Source organism: Streptomyces flavusporus (assembly GCF_046267975.1).
Lineage (GTDB): Bacteria > Actinomycetota > Actinomycetes > Streptomycetales > Streptomycetaceae > Streptomyces > Streptomyces flavusporus.
The window spans coordinates 1799669-1826225 of record NZ_CP176503.1 but is presented as its reverse complement, the minus strand read 5'-3'; the positions used below and the strand labels follow the sequence as shown (position 1 = coordinate 1826225).

Annotated in this window: 20 protein-coding genes and 1 pseudogene; 14 read left to right on the top strand and 7 right to left on the bottom strand. The window is 70.7% G+C overall.

Features of this window, described 5'->3' with window-relative positions; translation table 11 throughout:
- Window positions 1-69: 69 nt before the first annotated feature.
- Window positions 70-312, top strand: coding sequence for a DUF5302 domain-containing protein (locus tag ACKTSN_RS08880; RefSeq protein WP_409468474.1), 243 nt, complete (start codon window positions 70-72; stop codon window positions 310-312).
- Window positions 313-1006: 694 nt separating this feature from the next.
- On the opposite strand, the gene ACKTSN_RS08875 is transcribed toward ACKTSN_RS08880, so the two are convergent.
- A complete protein-coding gene (locus ACKTSN_RS08875) occupies window positions 1007-2692 on the bottom strand; it encodes a ribonuclease J (RefSeq protein WP_409468473.1) in 1686 nt (561 codons plus the stop codon).
- A 793-nt stretch (window positions 2693-3485) separates the two neighbouring features.
- On the opposite strand from ACKTSN_RS08875, the gene ACKTSN_RS08870 reads away from it, so the two are divergent.
- Complete coding sequence (locus ACKTSN_RS08870) at window positions 3486-3944, top strand: hypothetical protein (protein ID WP_409468584.1); 459 nt, start codon at window positions 3486-3488, stop codon at window positions 3942-3944.
- 475 nt (window positions 3945-4419) lie between these two features.
- Here ACKTSN_RS08870 and ACKTSN_RS08865 read toward each other — a convergent pair whose 3' ends face one another.
- Window positions 4420-5763, bottom strand: coding sequence for an endonuclease domain-containing protein (locus ACKTSN_RS08865; RefSeq protein WP_409468583.1), 1344 nt, complete (start codon window positions 5761-5763; stop codon window positions 4420-4422).
- A 95-nt stretch (window positions 5764-5858) separates the two neighbouring features.
- On the opposite strand from ACKTSN_RS08865, the pseudogene ACKTSN_RS08860 reads away from it, so the two are divergent.
- The 5 genes and pseudogenes from ACKTSN_RS08860 to ACKTSN_RS08840 all read left to right on the top strand — a co-directional run.
- Window positions 5859-6210: pseudogene (locus ACKTSN_RS08860) on the top strand (short-chain fatty acyl-CoA regulator family protein); the annotation flags it as partial.
- A gap of 451 nt (window positions 6211-6661) precedes the next feature.
- Complete coding sequence (locus ACKTSN_RS08855) at window positions 6662-7762, top strand: IS110 family transposase (RefSeq protein ID WP_431197161.1); 1101 nt, start codon at window positions 6662-6664, stop codon at window positions 7760-7762.
- A 32-nt stretch (window positions 7763-7794) separates the two neighbouring features.
- Window positions 7795-9090, top strand: a complete 1296-nt coding sequence (gene pcaC / locus ACKTSN_RS08850) for a 4-carboxymuconolactone decarboxylase (protein ID WP_409468581.1) — start codon at window positions 7795-7797, stop codon at window positions 9088-9090.
- 56 nt (window positions 9091-9146) lie between these two features.
- Window positions 9147-9782, top strand: coding sequence for an MBL fold metallo-hydrolase (locus tag ACKTSN_RS08845; RefSeq protein WP_224737034.1), 636 nt, complete (start codon window positions 9147-9149; stop codon window positions 9780-9782).
- 50 nt (window positions 9783-9832) lie between these two features.
- Window positions 9833-10612: an exodeoxyribonuclease III gene (locus ACKTSN_RS08840; protein ID WP_409468580.1), complete on the top strand. Its 780-nt coding sequence runs from the start codon at window positions 9833-9835 to the stop codon at window positions 10610-10612.
- A 6-nt stretch (window positions 10613-10618) separates the two neighbouring features.
- Here ACKTSN_RS08840 and ACKTSN_RS08835 read toward each other — a convergent pair whose 3' ends face one another.
- The gene (locus ACKTSN_RS08835; RefSeq protein WP_409474779.1) at window positions 10619-12319 is read right to left on the bottom strand and encodes an SGNH/GDSL hydrolase family protein; all 1701 of its coding nucleotides are present in this window, start codon (window positions 12317-12319) and stop codon (window positions 10619-10621) included.
- A 353-nt stretch (window positions 12320-12672) separates the two neighbouring features.
- On the opposite strand from ACKTSN_RS08835, the gene ACKTSN_RS08830 reads away from it, so the two are divergent.
- On the top strand, window positions 12673-13080 hold the full coding sequence (locus ACKTSN_RS08830) for a DUF6278 family protein (protein ID WP_409468579.1): 408 nt from the start codon (window positions 12673-12675) through the stop codon (window positions 13078-13080).
- A 222-nt stretch (window positions 13081-13302) separates the two neighbouring features.
- Here the strand turns inward: ACKTSN_RS08830 and ACKTSN_RS08825 are convergent, their stop codons facing one another.
- Window positions 13303-14871 (bottom strand): CocE/NonD family hydrolase, encoded by a 1569-nt coding sequence (locus ACKTSN_RS08825; protein WP_409468578.1) that lies wholly within the window; start codon window positions 14869-14871, stop codon window positions 13303-13305.
- Window positions 14872-15174: 303 nt separating this feature from the next.
- Here ACKTSN_RS08825 and ACKTSN_RS08820 point away from each other — a divergent pair, with 303 nt between their 5' ends.
- Window positions 15175-16050, top strand: a complete 876-nt coding sequence (locus ACKTSN_RS08820; RefSeq protein ID WP_409474778.1) for an alpha/beta hydrolase — start codon at window positions 15175-15177, stop codon at window positions 16048-16050.
- Here ACKTSN_RS08820 and ACKTSN_RS08815 read toward each other — a convergent pair.
- The gene (locus ACKTSN_RS08815) at window positions 16033-16797 is read right to left on the bottom strand and encodes a hypothetical protein (RefSeq protein WP_409468577.1); all 765 of its coding nucleotides are present in this window, start codon (window positions 16795-16797) and stop codon (window positions 16033-16035) included. The two genes, ACKTSN_RS08820 and ACKTSN_RS08815, sit on opposite strands and share 18 nt — an antisense overlap.
- 126 nt (window positions 16798-16923) lie before the next feature.
- On the opposite strand from ACKTSN_RS08815, the gene ggt reads away from it, so the two are divergent.
- Window positions 16924-18723: a gamma-glutamyltransferase gene (ggt, locus tag ACKTSN_RS08810; protein ID WP_409468576.1), complete on the top strand. Its 1800-nt coding sequence runs from the start codon at window positions 16924-16926 to the stop codon at window positions 18721-18723.
- A 3-nt stretch (window positions 18724-18726) separates the two neighbouring features.
- On the opposite strand, the gene ACKTSN_RS08805 is transcribed toward ggt, so the two are convergent.
- Entirely contained in the window at window positions 18727-21285 is a 2559-nt protein-coding gene (locus ACKTSN_RS08805; RefSeq protein WP_409468575.1) for an ATP-dependent Clp protease ATP-binding subunit, read from the bottom strand.
- Window positions 21286-21515: 230 nt separating this feature from the next.
- A complete protein-coding gene (gene map, locus ACKTSN_RS08800; protein WP_409468574.1) occupies window positions 21516-22283 on the bottom strand; it encodes a type I methionyl aminopeptidase in 768 nt (255 codons plus the stop codon).
- A 32-nt stretch (window positions 22284-22315) separates the two neighbouring features.
- On the opposite strand from map, the gene ACKTSN_RS08795 reads away from it, so the two are divergent.
- From ACKTSN_RS08795 to ACKTSN_RS08780, 4 genes are all read left to right on the top strand, one after another.
- Window positions 22316-22567, top strand: coding sequence for a helix-turn-helix domain-containing protein (locus ACKTSN_RS08795; protein WP_409468573.1), 252 nt, complete (start codon window positions 22316-22318; stop codon window positions 22565-22567).
- 127 nt (window positions 22568-22694) lie between these two features.
- The gene (locus ACKTSN_RS08790) at window positions 22695-24254 is read left to right on the top strand and encodes a hypothetical protein (protein WP_409468572.1); all 1560 of its coding nucleotides are present in this window, start codon (window positions 22695-22697) and stop codon (window positions 24252-24254) included.
- Window positions 24255-24411: 157 nt separating this feature from the next.
- Window positions 24412-25254 (top strand): nitrilase-related carbon-nitrogen hydrolase, encoded by an 843-nt coding sequence (locus ACKTSN_RS08785; RefSeq protein WP_409468571.1) that lies wholly within the window; start codon window positions 24412-24414, stop codon window positions 25252-25254.
- Window positions 25251-26537: an aspartate aminotransferase family protein gene (locus ACKTSN_RS08780; RefSeq protein WP_409468570.1), complete on the top strand. Its 1287-nt coding sequence runs from the start codon at window positions 25251-25253 to the stop codon at window positions 26535-26537. Before ACKTSN_RS08785 ends, ACKTSN_RS08780 begins: the two co-directional genes overlap by 4 nt.
- Window positions 26538-26557 lie beyond the last annotated feature (20 nt).

The following is a 26557-nucleotide window of genomic DNA, read 5'->3' as shown; positions in this document are numbered from 1 at the left end:
TGTCGGGGCCTCGCACTGCGCTCGGCATGACAAGCTGTGCTTGCCCATCCCCGAACCCAGGAGGTCACCATGACCGCAGAGCCCGTATCTACGGAAGGTTCGGAGCCGGCTGCCCCGGAGACGTCCCCTTTGGCGCCGGACAGCGACGGCAACTACGACCTCAAGCGGAAGTTCCGTGAAGCCCTGGCGCGCAAGCGCGGTGCGCAGGCGGACGCCGCTGATATTGCCGCCAAGTCCGATGCGTCGAAGGTGCGTTCGGCGCACGGCCCGGCTGCGAGCCAGCGGTCGTTCAGGCGCAAGAGCGGCGGCTGAGTCGATGAGTCCCGCGATCTAACCGCTTCACCGGCACTCGCGCTATCCACTCGCGCGTCCCGTGCAGTGGCCCGCGACGTGCGCATGCCCGTGCGCACGTTGCGGGCGGAGCGTAGCCGGCGGACTTGCCTGGGGGAATGGCCCAGATGCGGTTGGTTCGGGTTGGTGGCGCCGCCGAACTGGAATTCCGGGATGAGGGCACTGCCTTGTCCGAGGGTGCACGGCCGGTGTTGCGCGCCTTGCGTGCCCCTGTACCGCTGTGAAAATCGACTGCGGTTGTCCGGGGTGACGGTAGGCATCCGCGTGGCGTTCCCCGTCCTGCTGCGGCTGATCGACACACAGTCGGTCGCGTTCCCGGCAGCGGTCGCCTTCGTGCCCAGCCACGACGTGCAGTGCCGACCTGCCCCGAGTGAACGCTGTCCGATCTGGTGCAACATCTGGGCGGGGTGCACCGCCGCCATGTCACCCGGTCCTCCCGCGGCTTCGGCCGCGAGTTCGCGCAGGCGGCCCTGGAGCGCGGCGACAGGGCCGTCGCCCGCAACACCGACTCCCTCGCGGACCTGCTGGCCGCCCACGGCGAGGCGATCCGCCTCGTCGAGCCCGGCGGCTTCGCCACCGTCCGGTCCGGGCGTGCCCGACCTCGATGCTCGCGGGGCCGCGACCGGAATCGGCGACCGTGCTGCCGGGCTGTGGCTCAGGCGTCGATGATGACGGGGATGATGAGGGGCCGGCGGCGGTGGGTGCGGAACGCCCAGTTCGCCACGGCGCGGGCGAGGAGTTGTTCGAGTTGGCGCGCGTCCCCGACGCCTTCCTCGGCCGCGGTGGCCAGGGTCTTCTCGATGACGGGGATGACCGGCTCGAAGGTGGTGTCGTCGTGGACGAAGCCGCGGGCCAGGAAGTCGGGGGCCTCGGCGAGGGCGCCGGTGTCCGCGTCGACGATCGCCACCACCGTGACCACGCCTTCGGCGGCGAGGGTGAGGCGGTCCTTGAGGGACGCTTCGGTGGCGCCGCCGACTTCCATGCCGTCCACGTAGACGTTGCCGGCGGGGACCTTGCCGGTGATGGATGCGCGCCCGTCGACCAGGTCGACGACGACGCCGTCCTCGGCGATGACGACGCGTTCGGGGTCGACGCCGGTACGGATGGCGAGGTCGCCGTTGGCCCGCAGGTGGCGCCATTCGCCGTGCACGGGCATGACGTTGCGGGGCTTGACGATGTTGTAGCAGTAGACGAGTTCACCGGCGCTGGCGTGCCCCGAGACGTGCACCTTGGCGTTGCCCTTGTGCACCACGTGGGCGCCCCACCGGGTGAGACCGTTGATCACCCGGTAGATGGCGTTCTCGTTGCCGGGGATCAAGGAGCTGGCGAGCAGGACCGTGTCGCCCTTGCCGATGCGGATCATGTGGTCGCGGTTGGCCATCCGTGACAGCGCGGCCATCGGCTCGCCCTGGGAGCCGGTGCACACCAGAGTGACCTTGTGGTCCGGGAGCTTTTCCAGCTCCTTGGTGCTCACGACCAGACCGGACGGGACCTTCAGATAGCCCAGGTCACGGGCGATGCCCATGTTACGGACCATCGACCGGCCGACGAAGGCGACCTTGCGGCCGTGCTGGTGGGCGGCGTCCAGGACCTGCTGGATGCGGTGCACATGGCTGGCGAAGCTGGAGACGATGACCCGGCGCGGCGCGGTGCGCATCACCTGCTCGATCGCCGGGTTCAGCTCTCGTTCGGAGGTGGTGAAGCCGGGTACTTCGGCGTTGGTGGAGTCCGTGAGGAACAGGTCCACGCCCTCCTCGCCGAGGCGGGCGAAGGCGCGCAGATCGGTGATGCGGTCGTCGAGAGGGAACTGGTCCATCTTGAAGTCGCCGGTGTGCAGCACCATCCCGGCCCGGGTGCGGATCGCGACCGCGAGGCTGTCGGGGATGGAGTGGTTGACCGCCACGAACTCGCAGTCGAAGGGCCCGAAGCCACGCCGGTCGCCCTCCCGCACCCGCACCGTGCGCGGCCGGATGCCGTGTTCCTTGAGCTTGGCCTCCAGGAATGCCAGCGTCAGCTTGGAGCCGACGACTGGAATGTCGGACCGCTCGCGCAGCAGGTACGGCACGCCGCCGATGTGGTCCTCGTGGCCGTGGGTGAGTACCACGGCCACGATGTCGTCCAGCCGGTCCCGGATCGAGGTGAAGTCCGGCAGGATCACGTCCACGCCGGGCTGGGTCTCCTCGGGGAACAGCACGCCGCAGTCGACGATGAGCAGCTTGCCCGCGTGCTCGAAGACGGTCATGTTGCGGCCGATCTCACCCAGGCCGCCCAGGGCGACGACCCGCAGCCCTCCTTCGGGAAGGGGCGGGGCGGCTTTCAGCTCGGGGTGCGGATGACTCATACCCTGACGGTACCCGGAGAGCGGGACGGGGTGATCCGTGGAATGAGAACGGCCCGCGGAGCGACCTACGATCGTCTGTCATGGGTGTATACGCGAGCCGGAATCGGACGGATGCGGCGCCGAAGCGGGCGGCCGAGCCACAGGCCGAGTTCTTCGAGAGGGTCGCCGGTCCGTTCTGGGACCAGGTTCGGGATGTGATCAACGAATGGTGGTCGCGCTTCCCTGACCAGGCTCAACCCGGCCTGCTCAGCCGGCTGCGGGACCGAAACTCCGACACGAACGTCTACTCTGCGCTGTGGGAATTGTACCTGCACCAGATGTTGCTCGGTTCCGGTTGCAGCGTGGAGGTTGAGCGGCAAACGGGAACAGGTGGCTATAAGCCCGACTTCCTGGTTACGCGCGGTAACGAGCAGTTCGTCGTCGAAGCGATCTGGAAGGCTCAAAAGCGCGACGCTGGGCCTTACTCGCTCCCACCGCAGTTGAGCGATGCCATCGATCGCTTGCCGAGTCCGAACTTCTTCGTATCGTGCGAACTCCATAGCGCCGGTACGGCAACGCCGCCGCAGAGACGGCTGAAGTCCGGGCTCACGCGATGGCTTGCAAGCTTGGACCCCGACCAGGTCATCGCCGACCATGAGCGCAAGGTGCCGCTTCCCAGTCACACTTGGCAAGAGGCTGGCTGGTGCCTCAGTTTCAAGCGATCCCCCGCAGCCCAGGCAAACGTGGCAATCCATCCAGCAGGACAATCGGCGTCTACCCCTCGGCATGGGTGGTCGAGGACGGATCGGAGCGAGTGCTCGACGCCGTCACACACAAGGGTGGGAGGTATGGTGACCTGGAGCTGCCATTCATCGTGGCGGTAGGCCATGCAGCCGACTTCCCCGAAGATGAGGACCTCGAGAGAGCGCTGTACGGGAGTACGGTTGAGTACGCCTACGACAGCGGATCGACCTTCAGCCGAAAGCCTGATGGCTACTGGACTGCCACCTACGACCATGCCCACAGCCGTGTCAGCGGCGTGCTCGTCGTGAACAACCCAGCACCCTGGACCTGGACGAAAAACACTCCCGTTCTCTGGCAAAGCCCGGATCCCGCCTCGCTTCCTGCCCCCATCTTCTCTACCTGGGCAACCGCGCAACTGGCTGGGAACCAGGTCGAGCGCCAGCCCGCGATTCGCTCCGTCCACACCGCTCTTGGTCTGCCGGAACGCTGGCCGACCGGCGACGCCTTCCCCCGGAGTGACCCGAGATGACGGCAGCGGCACCGTCAGTCTCGACAGCGGCACCCCGGTGAGATCACCTCATGCGCACGGCAGCGTTCGGTGGGGGCCTCTGCGTGGACTGGGGAGGCCGCTCGACCGGGTTCGGGGAGCATCCGTCGTGCACCGGGTGGACGCCCTGATCGGCCAGCCGACGCTGTGCTGCATCCGAACGAAGTGGCCTGCGGCCGCGGGCCGAAGGCTGGGAGGTGGATGTGGCTTGCGGGCGGGTTCTCGCCCGCCGGGCCGCGCTTTTAGCCGATCAGAGCGGGTGCCGGAATCCGGCCAGCGCGACCGGGTGCCTGGCCGTCAAGGGACGCATCCCGTCGTGTCGCCGGCCACGTCCTGCGATGGCGCAGCAGGGTCTTGGGGGTAGCTCTGCGGCGCATTTCGATGGGGTGTGGGGTGACCGTGTCGGGGGCCGGCAACTGTGAGGTGGCGTGGGGGTGGCGGGTCTCCCGATGCCCGCTCAGAACAGTGCGAGGCCCTCGCCGCTGGTGTCCGCGATAACGGGCCGGGACTGGGCGGGGAGGCCGTCCAGGCGGTCGGGGCCGGCCGCGGCGGCCACGGCAGGGGCCGTCTCGGCCAGCCAGACGCGAAACCGCTCGGCGGCTTCGCGGTAGGGGACTTGTGCCAGCACATGGTGTTCGCCGGAGGGACAGAAGTCGACGGAGACCGTGAGCAGGCAGGAACGGGGCGCATTCTGACTGCCCGTCCAGGACACGCGCAGCACACCGCAGGGCTTGCGCCCGCGGGAAGCGCGGTGGGTCGGGCGCAGCGACCGGCAGGCTATGTGGGCGGTCCACGCGGCGAGGTGCGGCAACGGGAGGGTGGTGCGTGCGCGGCAGCCGGGGCAGCGATGCCAGTGGTGGAGCCAGGCGTCGGTGTCGGTGTCGAAGAGGCGTGTGTAGTGGTTGGCCACGCGGATGTCGTTGCTGTACAGGTGGTCGGGGCGCTCTTGTGTGTTGCAGGACTGGCAGACAGGGGCGCGGACGTAGCCGTGTTCGTGGCAGTGGTCGAGCACGGTGGCGGGCGCAGTGCCGCAGACGGCGCACATCCACCCGGCCACTCTGCGGGAGGTACCGGGCTTCCGGCTGAGCACCGAGTACAGCTGGCGCTCCAACTCCCCGTTGTACGGGCACAGTGAGGCGGTGGGGCCCTCGGGGCTCACCGTCTGCCGAGCGTCGGCGTCTCGGGCCTGCCTGGGGAGGGAGGGCGGTTCGGTGACGGCAGCGCTTGCCCGGCGGGTCCGCGCGGCGTGCACCCACTGCGTTTCGGCGTGCTCGGCCGCATCCAGCAGCCTGACCACAGCGCGCGGCAGCCACCACGTCCGCTGCGTCCCGTCGCGGGTCTGCTCCACGAGCATCTGCCGCCAGTCGATCCCCGCCAGATGGTACGGCCGGCCCACTTCACGTCGTGCTGCCCGCTCGGGGCCGCCCAGCTCCTGCAGTTCCCCCGCGATGCGCTGGCGCCAACGCAGCGGCGTTTCCTCATGGCCCTCCTGCCTCGGCGCCCCACGAAACGGACCGATGCGGACCAGGTCCTGCCGATCCATCCCCACCGCGTTCAGTTCCGCGGCCGCCCGGCGCACCTCAACCTCGCGAACAATCCACTGACCGCTGCTCGCCCTCACCGTCGCCACTACACGGCCACCGAGCAGGACGTACCCCACCCCGGCATGGGCAGGAGAGCAGGTGAATGCCCCAGAAGCCGTCGGCACAGCACTGCCGGCCGTCAAATCGACCCACAGTGCATTCGCGGCACCCAGGGTGATCAGGCCGTCCGTGCGACCGGGCATGACACGCTCCGACATACCGACAGGCTAACGGCCTGCAACACGGCAACGGGTCTCCAAGCACCTTGGTCAGCCGGGCCGCCGCCCACGCCGCACCCGCCGCCCGCAACTCCTATTCACGATCCGGGGATGTCGGCACCTGCCCGCTGTGGAACGTCTATGAGGCGTTCGCCGCCCCCGGACGCATCCACGTGCAGATCGCCGAAATGCTGGACGGACAGCTCTACTTGTGGACCGCCTGGGCCGTCACCTGCCACCGCGCCAGCTGGGGCGAGCCCGGCAAGACCTTCGCCGTCGGCCTTTGCTTGCTGCGAGGTCCGCCACGCCCACCGGCTCTTCTACTCCGACGGCCTCGACCTCGGCCGCACCGCGGCCGCCACCCCCATCGGGATCGGCTACCGGGTCTGCGGACGCTTCGAGTGCCCACAGCGGGCGGCGCCGCTGCTCGGCTACCCACTGCGGATCGGACCCGATCGCCGGCACGTTGGTGCGCTGCCCCGTGGTGCAGACAGCCGTGGAGAAGCCGCCCCGGTCGCGAAGCGACCTGAACAAAGATGCCGGCTTCTGTGCCGTATAACGATCGGCAGGAGCCAGATCCAGGATGTGCCAAGGGCTGGGACTGAGCATGCTCAGTGTTTCTAGATGGGGGTGCTGTGACGGGCGGGAGGATGGGTGGGTGCTATCCCGGGTCCGGGGTCTGACTCATGACATGCCTGACCAAAGTGTCCCGATCACACAGTGTCGGCCGTTGGCCAGGGATGGTGCGTTGTCGGTACCGGGCCGACGGAGCGTGTCCCGATAGGGGCCTGCCGATCGTTGTTGCGTCCTCACGATTCTGACCGCCCGACGCGGCCCGGTACCGGCAACGCGACGCGCCATCGGACCGGAAAGGGGACCGGGCATGTCCAGATCGACCATGTCCAGTACGCCGCCTGCTGAGCGGGCCCGCCGTCGCCGCCCTGCGGGGGAGGTGGTGCTGGGCGTGGACACGCACCGGGATGCCCATGTGGCTGCGGTGCTCTCCGTGACGGGGACAGTGCTGGCCACCGGCGAGTTCCCGGCCACCGTGGCGGGATACCGCGATCTGCTGAAGTGGGCCAGGAAGTTGGGAGCTGTCAGGCGGGCCGGCGTGGAGGGGACCGGCTCCTATGGGGCGTCCCTGTCCCGCTATCTGCTGGCCCAGGGCGTGGACGTGTTTGACGTGAATTGGATGGATCGGGCGGATCGTCGGCGGCGCGGTAAATCGGATCCGCTCGATGCCCAGAATGCGGCGCGATCCGTGTTGAGCGGGCGGGCCCGTGCCCGGGCCAAAACGGGCGACGGGCCAGTGCAGATCGCGAGAATGTACAAACTCACGAAGGCGTCGGCCGTCAAAGCCCGCACCCAGGCCGTCAACCAGCTCAAGGCCGTACTCGTCACTGCGGACCCCGTCTTGCGGGAGGAACTGGCCGGACTGGGCAATGCCGAACTCTTCCGTATCTGCGCACAGTTCACCGATGCGCGTGGTCGCGAAGAGGTCGGCGCGGAGCCGGTGGTGCAGGCCACCCGGATCACGCTGGGCGTGCTGGCTCACCGGATAGGCCAGCTCTCCGAGGAGATCCGGGACGTCGAGGCTCGTCTTGCCCGGCTCGTGGAATGCCATGCCCCGCAGCTGCTCGACGTGGTGGGGATCGGTCCGGATACGGCGGTCACGTTGCTGATCACGGTGGGGGACAACCCGGAACGGCTCGACAGTGAGGCGTCCTTCGCTGCGTTGTGCGGTGTCAGCCCTGTCGAGCGCTCCTCGGGACGCCGGCAGTACCGTCGCCTCAACCGCGGCGGCGACCGGCAGGCCAATGCCGCGCTCCATCGCATCGTGTTCACCCGTCTACGGGTCGACCCGCGCACTCAGGACTACTACGAGCGCCGGATCAAAGAGGGCAAGACCCGGCGCGAAATCGTCCGTTGCCTCAAGCGCTACGCTGCTCGGGAGGTCTTCCACCTGGTCAAACAGCTACAGTCAGGACCCCGCTTATAGGGGCTGTCGTGACAGATGAGAGGCTCAGGCGGGTGAGTGAGACACCACCGAACACCCTGCAATACCGCTTTGACGGGCCAGAAGACGCTCCGGTCCTGATCTTGGGTCCCTCACTGGGTACCACATGGCACATGTGGGACCGCCAGGTCCCGGAGCTGACCAAGCAGTGGCGGGTCTTCCGGTTCGACCTGCCCGGACACGGCGGCGCCCCCGCCTACCCCGCGGGCTCCGTCTCCGACCTCACCGACCGGCTGCTCGCCACGCTCGAGGGTCTGGGCGTGCAGCGTTTCGGCTACGCGGGCTGCGCCTTCGGCGCCGCGGTCGGCGTCGAACTGGCCCTGCGCCACCCCGAGCGCCTCGCCTCGCTCGCGGTGATCGCCGCCTCGCCGCGTTTCGGCACGGCCGACGAGTTCCGCCAGCGCGGCGTGATCGTGCGGACGAACGGGCTCGACCCGATCGCCCGTACCGCACCCGACCGCTGGTTCACCGCCGGGTTCGCCGCCGCCCAGCCGGCGATCACCGAGTGGGCGGTGCAGATGGTGCGCACCACCGACCCCGGCTGCTACATCGCCGCCTGCGAGGCACTCGCCACGTTCGACGTACGGCCGGAACTCGGCCGCGTGGGTGTGCCGACGCTGGTCCTGGTCGGCTCGGAGGACCAGGTCACCGGCCCCGCCGAGGCCCGTACCCTGGTCGCCGGCATACCGGACGCGCGTCTCGCCGTCGTACCCGGCGCCTCCCACCTGGTTCCCGTGGAACAGCCCGCGGCGGTCACGGACCTGCTGGTCACCCACTTCTCCACCGCCTGGCAGCCCGGCTTCGACGCCACCGGCCAGATGGCCATCGCGGCGGCCCCCGTCAAGCCGGTCCTCACCGCGGTGCCCCCGCAGACCGCGCCCATCGCCGAGATCGCCCCGGCCGCCGCGGAGCCGCTGGTCGCGGGGCGGCCGGACCCGTACGACGCCGGGATCAAGGTGCGCCGCGAGGTGCTCGGCGACGCGCACGTCGACCGCGCGCTGGCGCAGGCCGACGAGTTCTCGGGGGACTTCCAGGAGTTCATCACCCGCTACGCCTGGGGCGAGATCTGGGGCCGGCCCGGCCTGGACCGCCGTACCCGCAGCTGCATCACCCTCACCGCCCTGGTCGCGGGCGGTCACCTGGACGAGCTCGCCTTCCACGTCCGCGCCGCCCTGCGCAACGGCCTCACCCCGGCCGAGATCAAGGAGGTGCTGCTCCAGGCGGCCGTCTACTGCGGCGTACCGGCGGCGAACAGCGCGTTCAAGGTGGCCCAGCAGGTCATCCGGGAGGAAACCACGCCCCAGGAATGAGCCGGGGGTGGCCGGTGGCCGAGGCCCGCAGCGCCGGACCGGGGCAGGATGGGCCCATGAAGCTCACGAAGAAGTCGCACGCCTGCGTCCGGCTCGAGAAGGACGGGCAGACGCTCGTCCTCGACCCCGGTGGATTCAGTGAGGCGGACGCCGCGGTCGGCGCGGACGCGATCCTCGTCACACACGAGCACCCCGACCACTTCAACGAGGAGCGGCTGCGGGCCGGCCTGGAGGCCAACCCGGCCGCCGAGATCTGGACGCTCAGGTCCGTCGCGGAGAAGATCGCGGCGGCGTTCCCGGGCCGCGTCCACACCGTCGGCCACGGCGACACGTTCACCGCAGCGGGCTTCGACGTCCAGGTGCACGGTGAGCTGCACGCGGTGATCCACCCGGACATCCCGCGCATCACCAACGTCGGCTATCTGATCGACGGCGGCCGGGTCTTCCACCCCGGCGACGCCCTCACCGTCCCCGAGCAGCCCGTGGAGACGCTGATGCTGCCGGTCATGGCCCCGTGGAACAAGATCTCCGAGGTCATCGACTACGTACGTGAGGTCAAGCCGCAGCGTGCCTACGACATCCACGACGCCCTCCTCACCGACCTCGCCCGCCCGATCTACGACAACCAGATCGGCGCCCTGGGCGGCGCGGAGCACCTGCGGCTGGCGCCCGGAGCCTCGGCGGACGTCTGACGACGACCGGGCGGGCCGCGTTGTCGGACCCACCCGGTACGTTGTGAGACATGCGCATCGCGACCTGGAACGTCAACTCGATCACCGCCCGCCTTCCGAGGCTGCTGGCCTGGCTGGAGAGCAGCGGCACCGATGTGCTCTGCCTGCAGGAGGCCAAGGTCGCCGAGGAGCAGTTCCCCTTCGAGCAGCTGCGAGAGCTGGGCTACGAGGCCGCGGTCCACGCCACCGGCCGGTGGAACGGCGTGGCGGTGCTCTCCCGCGTCGGCCTCGAGGACGTCGTCAAGGGCCTGCCCGGCGACCCCGGCTTCGACGGCGTGGTCGAGCCCCGCGCCATCTCCGCGACCTGCGGCCCGGTCCGCGTCTGGTCGGTGTACGTGCCGAACGGCCGTGAGGTGGAGCACCCCCACTACGCCTACAAGCTCCAGTGGTTCGAGGCCCTGAAGGCAGCCGTCGCGGGCGACGCGGGCGGCAGCCGCCCGTTCGCCGTGCTGGGCGACTACAACGTGGCTCCGACGGACGACGACGTCTACGACGTGGCCGCGTTCGAGGGCAGCACCCACGTCACCCCCGCCGAGCGTGCCGCCCTGGCCTCCCTGCGCGAGGCGGGCCTGTCCGACGTGGTCCCGCGCCCCCTGAAGTACGAGCACCCGTTCACGTACTGGGACTATCGCCAGCTCTGCTTCCCCAAGAACCGCGGTATGCGGATCGACCTGGTGTACGGCAACGAGCCGTTCGCGACGGCGGTCAAGGACGCGTACGTGGACCGGGAGGAGCGCAAGGGCAAGGGCGCCTCGGACCATGCGCCGGTCGTGGTCGACCTGAACGTGTAGCGGCCCTCACAGCAGCGTCAGGTCCACCGAGTGCGCGAGCGCCGCGAGCCCCGCGTCGTTCGGGTGCAGGTGGTCCCCGCTGTCGTAGGCCGGAGCCAGCCGCGTCGGCTGCTGCGGGTCCCGTACCACCGCGTCGAGGTCCAGCACCCCGTCGAAGACGTCGGTGTCCCGGAGCCACGCGTTGACGGCGGTCCGCTCGGCTTCCACGGCCGCCGTGCACCCGGCCTGGCCGCCGCACGGCAGGAGTGTGCCCGCCAGCACCCGAAGCCCCCGTGCGTGCGCGCGGTCCGCGATCTCCTGGAGCCCGGCCGTCACCTCATCCGCGGTCGAGCCCGACAGCAGGTCGTTGACGCCCTCGAAGGCGATCAGCGTACGCACCGACGTCTGGGCGTGTACGTCCCGGTCGAGTCGGTTGAGCGCGCTCACCCCGCCCGTATCCCTGGAGACTCCGTCCCCTGGGTAGCGGTCGGTGACCACGCGGTTGCCCCCGATGCCCTGGTTGAGCACCCCGTAGTGCGGGACCACGTTCTGCGAAAGCAGTCGGGCGGCCAGCACATCGGGCCAGCGCCGGTTGGCGTCCACCGTGGACCTGTCGCCGTCGGTGATCGAGTCGCCGAGCACCACGACGGACCCGGGCCCGCCGCCGACGTCCACCCCGGTCAGCAGTGGCCAGTTCGTCAGGACCGTGGTGTACGCGGCCGCCGAGCCGTCCGCGGCGTGGTCGCCCGGTTCGCTCAGATACGACCGCTGCTGCGCGAGCCGGTGCACGGGCGCCGCCGGAACCGTCCCCGGCAGATGAAAGCTGACCAGCAGATTGGCGTCGGCAGGCACGTCGAAGGCGAGCGGGTCGCTGTACACCTGTGCCCCGGCCGGGACCTCGACGCCCGCCGCTCTCCCGAAGGTCACCGGAACCGGCGTGCCCCCCGCCGTCGCTCCCGCCCGCTGCACGGCCACCGTCGCGCTCCCGATCCGTACCGGAACCGCCGCGAACGTGTTGTCGAAGCGCAGCCGCACCATCGGCCCGCCCGCCGAGGTGTGCACCACCAGCCGCAGCGTCCGGTCGGTCCACGGCCCCACGGCCTGATAGCCGGACGTCGCCGTCGCCCAGCTGCCCGTCCAGCCGGACGCGGCCGTCCGCACCGACAGGGCGAACACATGCAGGTCGGTCGCGCGGGGCAGCTGCACGGAGGCGAGCGGGCGCCCCGGCACGATCGGTACGGTCACGACGTACAGCCGTGCCTTCTCGGCGAGTTGGCCGCCGGGCGTGTTGACGTGAGGGAGGGCCACCGCCTTGGTGGCGAGCGGGCCCCGTCGCCAGTCGGGCGCGCCGAGCACATACGTCGACTGGCTCCCGTCGGCGTACGAGACCGTGCCCGAGCCGGTGACCTCGTCGCCGGCGGTGCTCGCGACCAGGAAGGCGAGCGCGTCGCCGGTGCCGTACAGCCACACGCGCTGGCCGTCGGCCCGGACGTTGTCCGGCTCGCCCGGCGCCCGGTCCGGCCAGGTCAGCGTGGCGCTCTGCACGGTCAGCGCGCGGCCCGGCGTCCAGCCCGCGGCGTTGAGGTCCTGGGCCGACAGGGAGGTGCCCGAGCCGTCGAAGTCGGCTTCGGCGGGACTGGTGTCATCGCTGACGGCCGTGTTGTCGAAGAGCTGCTCCAGCGGCACCGGCGCGGATGTCTCCTCGACGGTGGCCTGTGCCGAGGTCATGAGCAGCACGGATCCGAAGAGGATGAGGACGGCTGCGAGCCCCCGGACACCTCGGCGTACCAACCGACCCTCCCTGTTCTTCGGTGATCCGCACTGACCGCACTGACCGCACTGACCGCACTGACCGGACTGACCGGACTGACCGGACTGACCGCACTGACCGGACTGACCGCACTGACCGGACTGACCGCACTGCTCCGGACTGACACGAACGACGCACGTGAAGCTAGAAAGGAGGCAGTGGGCCGGTCAACGAACCATGCGCGAACACCGCATGAAACCGCCCGGACGACCGGACACGACCACCCGCGCGCCTGTGGTGCGCACGCGGGTGCGAATGACAGGCTGGACGTATGAACATCCCTTTCCTCGGCCACCGCCGCCAGCGGCCCCCGATCCCCGACCCCACGGGCATCGCCGAGCTCCTGGCCGAGTGCGAGCTGCTCCGCTCCCAGGCGGGCCGGGCGGGCGTCCGACTCGACGACACGTCAGCTTCGTTGGAGGCGCTCGACCAGCTGCTGCCGCGCTGGCGGGACGACGAGGAGATCCTGCCCTGGCTGGGCAACGACGCCGGTCTGTATCTGGGCACCGTCATCGTGCGCACGGTGCCGGGCGCGGCCTGGAAGATCTGGCCCGACGGCCAGCCGGTGGTGCGGCTGGAGTCCGGCCGCGAGTTCGACGTGGTGGCCTCCGGTCACGAGTGGGCCGCGAATGGTGTGCCGGAGCTGTCCCAGCTGTACGCCGAGGTCGCCGAGTCCTGACCCACCCGCACCGAGCGGGGGACCGGCTCCCGCCCCCATCTGCTGTTCGACACCGGCTTGTTGACGCAGTCCGAACCTGTGTCCCCCCGACCGGCCGGAGGCCGGGTCCCTGCCCTGCCCCCACCGGTCGGGCCATCGCTGCGCACCTCGACTACTATGTGCCGTTCATCCCGTAGGGGGCAGCAGTACCCCGAGCCAGGCCCGCCCGGCAGCGGCCGCAGATCACTGCTTGCGCAGCGGAATCGACACGTACGACGGGTCGTTCGCCGGCGAGGAGAAGGTCAGCCGCCCGCCGGAGGGGTTGTGCTCGATGTAGAGCGGGTCGACCGTGTCGACGACCAGGGCGAGACGGTGCCCTGCCGGGACGTCGTAGGCCGTGGAGAACAGCTCCAGGTCGACGCCGAACGGCTTGCCGGGCGTCTGCCCGTGGAAGGTGAACGGCGCGTTGCTGACCAGCTTGCCGAGGCCGAGCGGGCCCACGTCGTAGAGGTACGCGACGAGGGTTCCGCTCTCCTTGGTGGGCGTGATGGTCGTGTGCAGCTTCGCCGTACCGCGCACGTGCTGGGTGGTGGCGTACTTCTCCGACTGCCAGACGGCGGCCCAGCGGCGCGGGAGCAGGGGGATCGAGGCCATCGGGGGAACCTGGGCGACCTGGTCGAGGATGCTCGACAGGAAGATGATCCCGCCGTCCGCCCCGGAGTTGACGTTCGTGTGGATCGTGGTCGTGTCCGCGAGGGCGATCTTCCGGCTCGTCGCGGTGACCGACTTCCAGTCCGGGTAGTCCTCGTAGCCGCCCCCGGAACGGGACTTGAGGCGGACCGGCTGTTCGCGGTCGATGCCGTTGTCCGCGCCCTTGAGGTGGTGGTCGAACCAGCGCCCGGTGTCGGTCCACACGTCGTTGGGCAGCCCGAACAGTCCCGTCACCTCGGCGGTGGCGTGGTCGCCGGGGCGCAGCTGAAGCCTCTTGGGGACGGTCAGCTTCTCGTAGAAGTCCGCGTACTGGTTGGGCGGGAAGATCGTGTCGCCCCAGGCGTTGGCGAGCATGACCGCGGTGCCGTTGGCGTTGAAACGGTCGACGTAGGTCGCGGGGGAACGTTTCTTCCCCCAGGTGATCATCTCGTCCTCCCGGTCCAGATCGGAGGCGAAGAAGTCCTTGAAGATCTGCTGGAGTTCGGGGCTGGGGCGGCCGGTGAGCGTGCCCGCGCCGTTCAGCAGGGCGGCGGCCTGGGAGTGCTGGGTGCGGCCGGAGTAGATCGAGTCGATCAGGTCGGCCCAGCCGCTGAGCGCGGCGACCGCCCGGACCCGTTTGTCGTGCGCGGCGGCGAGCAGGCTGATGCCGGCCCCGTACGAGACGCCCGCCATCCCGATGTGCCCGGCGTCGGACGGGGTGTTGGCGAGCGCCCAGTCGATGACCCTGGACGCGTCGGCGACGTCGGGCGGTCCGGCGACCTCGATGTGTCCGCCGGACTGCCAGAAGCCGCGCACGTTGTAACTGACCACGACGTATCCGGCGTCGGCGAGCTGCTGGGCCTGGGCGAGGTACTCGATCTGGGGCAGGCCCCAGCTGGTGGGCAGGACGAGCAGCGGATAGCGGTCACCGGCATCGGCGCCCGCGGGCGTGACGACGTTCGCCTTGAGGACGGTGCCGCCGTCGCCGGTGATGTCGACGAAGCGGACGCTGTTCGGGGCCGCCTGGGCGGCGGGGGTGAGCCCGAGGGCGCTACCGGCGACCAGGGTCGCGGAGACGGCGCCCACGGCGGTCGTACGCAGGGCCTTGCGGGGCAGTCCCACGGGTCACTCCTCACTCGTGTCAGTGCAAAGTGACCCGACGGTAACCGCGCATCCTTACCGTAGGTAACCCGTCGGTAAGTTACGTGGCAGTAACGATTGAGCGCTGAAGTTCTTCCGACGTGCGTCCGACCTCGGCCATACACAGCGCTGCGGGAGCCCGCAAACCGGACATAGGCCTGAACGCGGCCCGCCTTGCGGGGTCATGGAGCGGCCCGCAGGCTGGACGCGTCCAGCACGTCGGGCGATGAGAAAGGAGGCGTTGTGACGGAAGTCCTGCCGGCCTCGGAACAGCCGGCGTCAGCGATGTCCGCCGAGGTGCGGCCGATCACGCTCGACGCAGCGGGCGTCTCCCTGTCCGGACTGCTGGCCGAGCCGGAGCGGAGTGCGCCCCGTGCGACCGTGGTCGCCCTGCACGGCGGCGGTATGAGCTCGGGTTACTTCGACGGGCAGGCGCATCCCGACCTGTCCCTGCTCGCGTTGGGAGCGCGGCTCGGTTTCACCGTGCTCGCCCTGGACCGCCCCGGCTACGGCCACTCGGCCGTCCGGCTCCCGGACGGGCAGACGCTCGCCGAGCAGGCGGTGACGGTGAGCTCGGCGATCATGGAGTTCGGCGAGCGGTGTCCGACCGGTGCCGGTGTGCTGCTCGTGGGTCACTCGTACGGTGGAAAACTGGCCCTGCACCTGGCCGCCGACGGGTCCCTCGAGAGCCTCCTCGCCGTGGACGTGGCCGGGATCGGCCACCGGTTCGCCGTCGACCCGGGCAGCCTCGCCCAACTGCACGGCGTGCGGCAACGGCGGTTGAACTGGGGCCCGTTGACTCTGTATCCGCCCGGCACCTTCCTGGCGAGCGAGCGGGTGGTGGCGCCGATGCCGCGCCGCGAGGCCGAGGGGGTCAGGGACTGGCCCCGGCTCTGTGACACATTGCTGCCCCGGGTGCGGGTGCCGGTACGGCTGACCTTCGCCGAGCACGAGGCCTGGTGGCGGAACACCGACGACGACCTGGCCGACCTCGCCGGACGGTTCACGGGCGCGCCCCGCGTCCTGGTGGAGCGGCTGCCGGGCGCCGGGCACAACAGCAGCCTGGGGTGGGCGGCACGGGCGTACCACCTGCGGGTGCTCGCCCACCTGGAGGAGACGCTGACGCCGCCGAGGCGGCTGCCCTCAGGGGGCGCGGTGTGAGGTCCGTGCAGGAGCGGCCTCCGTGGACGGCAGGGGAGCCTGCGCGGCCCGGGTCACGTCGGCGACCAGTTCGACCACGTCAGGGCCGTACGCCTGCGAGTTGACCACCTTCAGCAGCAGGACGAAGGTGTGGTTGCCGTGCTTTCTGGCGAGCCGCTCGTGATTGCGGGCCAGGTAGCGGGTCGCGGCCTGGTTGGTGATCGCGCGCTGGCCGCAGAACAGGAACACCGGGCGTGCGCCGTCCCTGCGGCCCGCGGTGAGCCTGGCGAGTAGCACATACTCGCTCTTGCCCGCCTCCAGCCGGTAGCGCTCGCTGCCTATCTGGAACGCGCCGCGGTCCGGCCCCGGTTCCGCGTCGACGTTCACCCGTATACCCGGCAGAAGGCTGTGCAGGTGTGCGGCCATACGGCGATTCGAGGCCGGTCCGCCCACGCAGAACTCGGTGCGCTCGCCGAACCCCTGCTGGGCCGCGTCGTGCGCCACGACCTGGGCGTTCGCGTTGCAGTCCTTGATCAGCGCGGAGAGTTCCAGCAGGGCGAAGACGTCGTGACGCATCACCGTCAGCTCCGTGCCGCCCGCGTCGCGGTTCACCACCAGCAGCGACTCGGAGTTGTCGGGCAGTCCGAAGAAGGCCTGCTTGCGGCGCAGTCGGCGCTTCCAGAAGTAGGTGCGGGCCAGCCAGCCGATCGCGGCACTGAGGCCGGCCGCGATCACACCCAGGACGATGTTGCGCACGTCGTCATCCATGGGCGCGCATGGTAGCGGGCGCAGGGAAACCGTGTTCGAGATGAGACCGGCACACAGGTGTGTGATCCTGACGAGAGCATGGCAATGGATTAGGCTGCGCGAACCGGTTCCTGACTGGAGGTGCGGATGCGTCGCCCTGTCGTGCGGAAACTGACGGTCCTGGTGGTGTCCGCCGCCGTGGTGTCCGTGGGGGCCGCGGCGCCCCCGGCCCCCACGACGGCACCGGCCGAGAAGGTCCCGGTCGCCGTCGGACACGGCGGCGCGGTCGCGAGCGTCGACGCGGACGCCTCCGCCGCCGGCATCGAGGTGCTGAGAAAGGGCGGCAACGCCGTCGACGCGGCCGTCGCCACCGCCGCCGCGCTGGGCGTCACCGAGCCCTACTCCGCCGGCATCGGCGGAGGCGGCTACTTCGTCTACTACGACGCCAGGTCCCGTACCGTGCAGACCATCGACGGCCGCGAGACCGCGCCGCTGACCGCCGACTCGGAGCTCTTCCTGGAGAACGGCAAGCCGCTCGCCCTCGCCGACGCCGTCAGCAGCGGCCTCGGCGTCGGCGCCCCGGGCACGCCCGCCACCTGGCGGACGGCACTCGACAAGTGGGGCAGCAAGCGGCTCGCCACCCTGCTCGCGCCCGCCGAGCGGCTGGCCCGCGACGGCTTCACCGTCGACGCCACCTTCCGCGCGCAGACCGCCGCCAACGAGACCCGGTTCCGCTACTTCCCCGACACCGCCGAGCTGTTCCTGCCGAACGGCGAACTCCCCGTCGTCGGCTCCACCTTCAAGAACCCCGACCTCGCCCGCACCTACGCGGAGCTGGGCAGGAAGGGCGTCGGCGCGATCTATCGCGGCGACATCGGCGACGACATCGTCGACACGGTCAACAAGCCGCCGGTGGACCCGGCCTCGGGCTGGAACGCCCGTGCAGGCGAGCTGTCCGAGAAGGACCTGGCGGCCTACGACGCCAAGCTCCAGGCGCCCACGAAGACCACGTACCGCGGACTCGGTGTCTACTCCATCGCTCCCTCCTCCTCCGGCGGCACCACGGTCGGCGAAGCCCTCAACATCCTGGAGAGCACCGACCTTTCGAAGGCGAGCGACATCCAGTACCTGCACCGCTCCATCGAGGCGAGCCGGATCGCGTTCGCCGACCGCGGGCGCTGGGTCGGCGACCCCGCCTTCGAGGACGTACCGACGCAGGAACTGCTGTCCCAGCGGTACGCCGACTCACGCGCGTGCCTGATCAAGGACGACGCCGCGCTCACCAGCCCGCTCGCACCCGGCGATCCGCGGAACCCGGCGGCCTGCGCCGCGGGCGGGACGGCGGCGCCGACGACGTACGAGGGCGAGAACACCACCCATCTGACGGTGGCCGACAAGTGGGGCAACGTCGTCGCCTACACCCTCACCATCGAGCAGACCGGCGGCAGCGGCATCACGGTCCCCGGCCGCGGGTTCATCCTCAACAACGAGCTGACCGACTTCTCCTTCGCCCCGGCCAACCCGGCCGTGCACGACCCGAACCTGCCCGGTCCGGGCAAGCGGCCGCGGTCGTCGATCTCGCCGACGATCGTGCTCGACCGGCACAACAGGCCGGTGGTGGCGCTGGGTTCGCCCGGCGGCGCGACCATCATCACCACCGTGCTGCAGACCCTGACCGGCTTCCTCGACCGCGGGCTGCCGCTCGTCGACGCGATCGCCGCGCCGCGCGCAAGTCAGCGCAACCAGACCACCACCGAGCTCGAACCGGGCCTGTACGACAGCCCGTTGAAGGCGCGGCTGGAGTCCATCGGGCACGGCTTCCGGCTCAACCCCGAGATCGGCGCGACCACGGCTGTGCAGCGGCTGCCGGACGGCAAGTGGCTGGCCGCCGCCGAGAAGGTACGGCGGGGCGGCGGCTCGGCGATGGTGGTGCGGCCGTCGTCGTAGCGTTCACAGCTCGGGAGCGGGCGGCAAGTCCTCCGTACGGAAGGCGAGCCGCCCGTCCTCCATGTCCACGGTCACCCGGCCGCCCTCGCTGACACGGCCGTCCAGAAGCATCCGTGAGAGCTGGTTGTCGACCTCCCTCTGGATCGTGCGGCGCAGCGGGCGGGCGCCGTACTCGGGCTGGTAGCCGCGCTCGGAGAGCCAGTCGACGGCCGCGTCGGTGAAGTCGACCGAGACGCCCTGGGCCCGCAGCAGGCGGCGGGTCTTGTCCAGCAGCAGGTTGGTGATCCGTTCCAACTGGTCGTGGGTCAGCTGGCGGAAGACGACGATCTCGTCGATGCGGTTGAGGAACTCGGGCCGGAAGTGCTGGCGCAGCGGCCGCAGGATCTGCTCCTGTCGCGCCTTCTCGTCGGCCTCGGCGTCGCCCGTTCCGAAGCCGATCCCGGCCCCGCCCCGGGAGATCGCCTCGGAGCCGAGGTTGCTGGTCATCACGATGACCGTGCTGGCGAAGTCGACGGTCCGGCCCTGGGAGTCGGTCAGCCGCCCGTCGTCCAGGACCTGGAGCAGGATGTTGAAGACGTCCGGGTGCGCCTTCTCCACCTCGTCCAGGAGGAGCAGTGAGTACGGGTGCCGGCGTACGACCTCGGTGAGCTGACCGGCCTCCTCGTGCCCGACGTAGCCGGGCGGGGCGCCGATCAGACGGCTGACGGTGTGCCGTTCCTGGTACTCGCTCATGTCCAGGCGGACCATGCGCTCCTCGCTGCCGAACAACGCTTCGGCCAGCGCCCGGGCCAGTTCGGTCTTGCCGACGCCGGTCGGGCCGAGGAAGAGGAAGCTGCCGATCGGCCGGTCGGGGCTGGCGAGTCCGGCCCGGGAGCGCAGCACGGCGTCGGAGACGACGCGCACCGCCTCGTCCTGGCCGACGACCCGCTCGTGCAGGTGCTCCTCCAGGCCGAGCAGCCGGTCCTTCTCCTCCTCGGTGAGGCTGCTCACCGGGATGCCGGTCTGCCGTGAGACGACCTCCGCGATCGCCTCCGCGGTGACCTCCAGATGCTGGCCCTCGTCGACCTCCTCCTCGCCGCTGGCCTCCGCGATGCGCTGCTTCAACTCGACGATACGGTCGCGCAGTTGCGTCGCCTGCTCGTACTGTTCGTCGGCGACCGCCTGGTCCTTGTCCCGGGTCAGCTGCTCGACCTCGCGCTCCATGGTCCGTACGTCCGTGCCCTTCGTCCGGGCGCGCAGCCGTACCCGGGCACCGGCCTGGTCGATCAGGTCGATCGCCTTGTCCGGCAGCCGGCGGTCGGTGAGATAGCGGTCGGACAGCTCCACGGCGGCGACGAGCGCCTCGTCGCTGTAGCGGACCTGGTGGTGGGCCTCGTAACGATCGCGCAGACCGCGCAGGATCTCGATCGCGTCCGCGGTGGTCGGCTCGGGCACCATGATCGGCTGGAAGCGGCGGGCCAGCGCCGCGTCCTTCTCGATCCGGCGGAACTCCTCCAGCGTGGTCGCGCCGACGATGTGCAGTTCGCCGCGGGCCAGGGCCGGCTTGAGGATGTTGCCGGCGTCCATGGACCCGCCTTCGCCGCCGCCTCCGGCGCCCACGACGGTGTGCAACTCGTCGATGAAGACGATCAGTTGGTCCGAGTGCGTGCGGATCTCGCCGACGATGTTGTTCAGCCGCTCCTCGAAGTCCCCCCGGTAGCGGGTGCCGGCGACCACACCGGCCAGGTCCAGCGCGAAGACCCGGCGGCCACTGAGCACGTCGGGCACGTCGCCGTCGGCGATCCGCTGGGCCAGGCCCTCCACGATCGCGGTCTTGCCGACGCCCGCGTCGCCGATCAGCACCGGGTTGTTCTTGCCGCGCCGGGAAAGCACCTCGACTGTCTGCTCGATCTCCTCCTCCCGCCCGATCACCGGGTCGATACGGCCCTGGCGGGCGAGGTCGGTGAGGTCGCGGCCGTACTTGTCGAGCGTGGGGGTGCCCGTGTCGACGCGCGACCGTTGGTCGGTGCCGGGGCGGGGCTGGGTGGCGTCGGGGGTCTCGGGCGGCAGGCCGGAGGGGGCGAAACGGGCCGCATTGAGGATGTGCCCGGCGGCCGAGTCGGGGTTCGCGGCGAGGGCGCTGAGCACGTGCTCCGGGCCGATGTAACCGGTGCCGCGCGCCCGGGCCAGGTCGTGCGCGTCCAGCAGGGCCCGCTTGGCGGCCGGCGTGAGGGAGAGCGACGTCGGCGGCGGGACCTCGCCCTGCGGGTGCTGGACCGGGCCCGACCGCTCGTCGATCTCCGTCGCCAGCGAGTCGGGGTCCGCGCCGGCCCGGCTGAGCAGACTCCGGGTCGGCTCCGCGGCGAGCGCGGCGCGCAGCAGGTGCTGGGTGTCCAGGTCACGGCTGCCGTGCTCGGCGGCGTACTGGGCGGCGCCGCGTACGAGCTCCCTGGCCGGCTGGCTGAGCAACTGGCCGATGTTGATCTGGCGTGGGCCGGGGCGGGGGCCGCCGAAGAAGCGGGCCAGGAACTCGCCGAAGGGGTCTGAGTTGAAGCCCTCGGGGCCGGGGAAGCCGCTGGTCATCTCAGTTCCGTTTCGCTGATCGACATGCCGGTGTGCACGGGTTCCCGTGCGCTGCGCGGCTACACCTGGGGTGCGCTTCTAACACCCTGGCACGATCGGGGGTGGGCGGCATGTCCGGGCGCCTGCGGTCCGGGGGCTCGATCGTGTCAGTGCGCGTGCGGGCCGGGGGTGGTTGCTCGCGCCCACTCGGCGGAGCCGCACAATGTCACAGCCCCGCGCCCCCAGGTTTCTCACCTTGCCGTGAGGATGCGAGGCCCTGTCTCCGTGATCGCCACCGTGTGCTCGGTGTGGGCTGCGCGGGAGCCGTCGTTGGTGCGGAGGGTCCAGCCGTCGGGGGACGTGTGGTAATCGTCCTTGCCGCCTGCGATCAGCATCGGCTCGATGGCCAGGACCATGCCGTGGCGCAGGGGGAGACCGCGGCCGGGGCGGCCTTCGTTCGGGACCGGGGGGTCCTCGTGCATGCGGCGGCCGATGCCGTGGCCGCCGAAGCCGTCCAGGATGCCGTATCCGGCCGCGCGGCACACCGAGCCGATGGCGTGGGCGATGTCGCCGATGCGGTTGCCGACGACCGCCGCCTCGATGCCGGCGTTCAGGGCCCTCTCGGCGGTGTCGATCAGTCGTAGGTCGGCCGCGCGGGGCGTGCCCACGACGAAGCTGATCGCCGAGTCGCCGACCCAGCCGTTCAGTTCGGCGCCGCAGTCGATGGAGACCAGGTCGCCGTCGCGCAGGCGGTGGCGGGTGGGGATGCCGTGCACGATCGCGTCGTTCACCGAGGCGCAGATGACGGCGGGAAAGGGCGTGGGTGCGAACGAGGGGCGGTAGCCGAGGAAGGGGGAGGTCGCCCCGGCCTCGCGCAGCACCTCGCGGGCCACCTCGTCCAGCTCCAGCAGGGAGACGCCGACGTCCGCGGCCGCCCGTACGGCGGTCAGTGCCCGCCCGACGATCCGGCCCGCCTCGTGCATGGCGTCGATCGATGTGTTCGTCTTCAGCTCGACCATGCCAATTACTATACCGGTATTAGAATGACGGCATGGTGCGCACCCCGTTGACCCCGGAAGAACGTGAACGCGGCGAGCGGCTCGGGCGGCTGCTGCGTGAGGCCCGCGGTGGCCGCAGCATGGCGGACGTGGCGGCGGACGCGGGCATCTCGGCGGAGACGCTCCGCAAGATCGAGACCGGCCGTGCCCCGACACCGGCCTTCTTCACGGTGGCCGCGCTGGCCGGGGTCCTGGGTCTGTCGATGGACGAACTGGCCGGAGCGTGTACGCCGGCAGTGGTGTGACGTCACTGTCGGGGGCCGGGTGATCTGAGGCTTCCGCGTCTCCGCCGAAAACTCCCCGTAGCGAGCCTGTAACACGACTGGTGTTGTCTACGGAACCGGAGTGCTCCGGTCTTGCGGGGGTTGAGCGATGACAGTGGATCAACTCCCCAGTCAGGTGCGGGAGTTCGCGAACTACCTGGACGGCCTGCTGGCGCGCCTGGATCAGGGTGGCGGGTGGTGTGCCGTGTTCTGGCAGCGCGACCCCGAGGGCATGCGGGCCTGCCTCGACGGGCGTGAGGTGCCGCCGTGGGACGTCGTGGAGGCGTTGCTGCAGGATCTCGCCGCGGAGTACGGCCCCGGCGTCGCCGGCCCGGAGAAGGAACAGGCCCGCTCCCTGCACGCCGCCGCACTCCTCGCGTACGACGCCACGCTCGGCGGCCGGGACGCCCTCGGAGACCGGCTCGACGTCATGCTCCGTGAGCAGCGCTACGCCGCCGAACGGCTCGCCGAGCTGGGGCGGTTGCTCCATACCGCCGCCACCCGGCAGGACGCCGACGCCATCCGCCTGGACCTCGCCTGGGCCCGCGACGACCATGAACGCGCGACCGCGCGGTGTGCCGAACTCCGGTCCCGTATGGAGGAGTTGGAGCGACGGGCGGTGGGCGGTCAGGTGCACGGGGTGCAGGCGATCCGGCCGCGGAACGCAGGGGAGGGACCTGTGCTGCACGCCGGGAGCGACTCGTACGGCTCCCAGGCCCCGACCCGCCCGCAGCCGGCCCCGTCCCCATACCCCACCTCCGGCCACCCGACCGCACACCCCGCCCCCGGCCACCCGGCCCCCACCCCGCCCCCGCAGCCCACGCCCTTCGACCAGGCCGCCGCCGCACCCCATCCCGCCCCGGCCGCGCAGCCCACCCCCTTCGACCAGGCCCCCACCACCCCTGCCGCCCCGGCCCCCGCCCCGCCTGATCCCCGCCCCACCCCCAAGCAGCGCAAACGCCGACGTGGCAGCGCGCGCTTCGCCGGAATGGTCGAGGAAGAGGCCACCCCCTCCGTCGTACCGCCGGAGGCACCCGCGCCGGCCGCCGCCCCCGGCCGTACCCCGCGCGGAGCCCGCTTCGCGGGTGCCGCCGCCGAGCCGGCCGAGCGGTCGCAGCCGCAGGCCGAACCGCTGGACGCGCCGGCGGGGCGGGAGACCGCCGGGATCGTCGAGACGCTGGTGCGGCTGCGCGGCGAGGGGCGCAGCGGGGAGGCGCACGCCCTGCTGGTCGAGGCCGCGTACTGGCCCGCCGCGCGCTTCCCGCTGCTCGCCGCCGAGATGGAGCGTGCCGGGCTCGGCGCCGACTGGGCGACGCTGCTGTGGGAGGCCGCCTCACTGCCCGCCGACCGGCTCGTCGCCGCCGCCGACGCGCTGGTCGCGGCAGGTCGGACCGTCGACGGGGAGCAGATGCTCCGGCAGGGCGTGGCCCGGCCCGCCGCCGAGATCGGCCGGTCCGTGCTCGCCCTGGCCGTCGAGGGCCGCCGCCGCGAGGTCCGCGCGCTGCTCGACGCCTACGTCCGCGTCCGCACCCCGGAGGAGGCGGCCCGCAGCGCCGAGCCGGACCCGCAGACCCTCGTACCGCTCCTGCTGGAGGCCGCGCAGGGCGTCTCCGACGACCGGCACTGGGATCTCGTGCACGCCCTCCGGGTGGCCGGGCTCACCTCCTGAGAACCCTGTCGATCACCCACAGGAGTGCGAAACGCGACCGACTCCGCGGGTTAACGACGATGGTCTTGGCAAGGTCTTCACTGAGGCATACGTTCGTGCCTCTACGGCCTGCGTCTACGGGCGTAGAGGCGCTGACGTCCCGTCGAAGGAGCAGCTCATGGCGAACGTCGTCCGTGCCGCTCTGGTCCAGGCCACCTGGACCGGCGACACCGAGTCCATGGTGGCGAAACACGAGGAGCACGCCCGCGAGGCAGCCCGGCAGGGCGCCGGGATCATCGGGTTCCAGGAAGTCTTCAACAGCCCCTACTTCTGTCAGGTCCAGGAGCCGGAGCACTACCGGTGGGCCGAGCCGGTGCCCGACGGGCCGACCGTGCGTCGTATGCAGGAACTCGCGCGCGAGACCGGCATGGTGATCGTCGTGCCGGTGTTCGAGGTCGAGCAGTCCGGTTTCTACTACAACACCGCGGCCGTGATCGACGCGGACGGCTCGTACCTCGGCAAGTACCGCAAGCACCACATCCCGCAGGTGAAGGGTTTCTGGGAGAAGTATTACTTCAAGCCCGGAAACCTCGGCTGGCCCGTCTTCGACACCGCTGTCGGCAAGGTCGGCGTCTACATCTGCTACGACCGCCACTTCCCGGAGGGCTGGCGACAACTCGGCCTCAACGGCGCCCAGTTGGTGTACAACCCGTCCGCGACGCACCGCGGTCTGTCGGCCTACCTGTGGCGGCTGGAGCAGCCTGCCGCCGCCGTCGCCAACGAGTACTTCATCGCCGCCATCAACCGGGTCGGTGTCGAGGAGTACGGCGACAACGACTTCTACGGCACGAGCTACTTCGTCGATCCGCGAGGGCAGTTCGTGGGGGAGGTCGCCGACGACAAGAGCGAGGGACTCCTCGTCCGTGACCTCGACTTCGACGTCATCGAAGAGGTGCGGCAGCAGTGGGCCTTCTACCGCGACCGCCGCCCCGACGCCTACGAAGGGTTGGTACAGCCGTGACCAAGGACCTGCTGGGCCGCCACCGGGCCGTGCTGCCCGACTGGCTCGCCCTCTACTACGACGACCCGATCGAGATCACCCACGGCGAGGGCCGGCACGTCTGGGACGCCGACGGAAACAAGTATCTCGACTTCTTCGGCGGCATCCTCACCACCATGACCGCGCACGCCCTGCCCGAGGTCACCAAGGCGGTGAGCGAGCAGGCCGGGCGGATCATCCACTCCTCCACGCTCTATCTCAACCGGCAGATGGTCGAACTCGCCGAGCGCATCGCCCAGTTGAGCGGCATCCCGGACGCCCGTGTCTTCTTCACCACCTCGGGCACGGAGGCCAACGACACCGCCCTGCTGCTGGCCACCACCTATCGCCGCAGCAACACCGTCCTCGCGATGCGCAACAGTTACCACGGCCGCTCCTTCAGCGCCGTCGGCCTCACCGGCAACCGTGGCTGGTCGCCGACCTCGCTGTCCCCGCTGCAGACGCTGTACGTCCACGGTGGCATCCGCACGCGCGGCCCGTACGCCTCGTTGAACGACGCCGACTTCATCGCGGCCTGCGTCGAGGACCTGAAGGACCTGCTCGGCCACACCCGCACGCCCGCCGCCCTGATCGCCGAGCCCATCCAGGGCGTCGGCGGCTTCACCTCACCGCCGGACGGCCTGTACGCGGCGTTCCGCGAGGTCCTGAACGAGCGCGGCATCCTCTGGATCGCCGACGAGGTGCAGACCGGCTGGGGCCGCACCGGCGAGCACTTCTGGGGCTGGCAGGCACACGGCCGCAGCGGCCCGCCGGACATCGTCACCTTCGCCAAGGGCATCGGCAACGGCATGTCCATCGGCGGGGTCGTCGCCCGCGCCGAGATCATGAACTGCCTGGACGCCAACAGCATCTCGACCTTCGGCGGCACCCAGATCACCATGGCGGCCGGCCTCGCCAACCTCACGTACCTGCTGGAACACGACCTCCAGGGCAACGCCCGGCGGGTCGGCGGGCTGCTCATCGAACGGCTGCGGGCGGTCGCCGCGCAGGTACCGGCCGTCCGGGAGGTGCGCGGGCGCGGGCTGATGATCGGCATCGAGATCGTGCGGCCCGGGACGGACGAGGCCGACCCGCAGGCCGCGTCCGCCGTGCTGGAGGCGGCCCGCGCGTCCGGGCTGCTCATCGGCAAGGGCGGCGGCCACAACACCAGCGCCCTGCGCATCGCCCCGCCGCTGTCCCTGACCGTCGCGGAGGCCGAGGAGGGCGCCGCGATCCTGGAACGCGCTCTGCGGAGCATCAGCTAGCACCAGGCCGATCAAGGGAA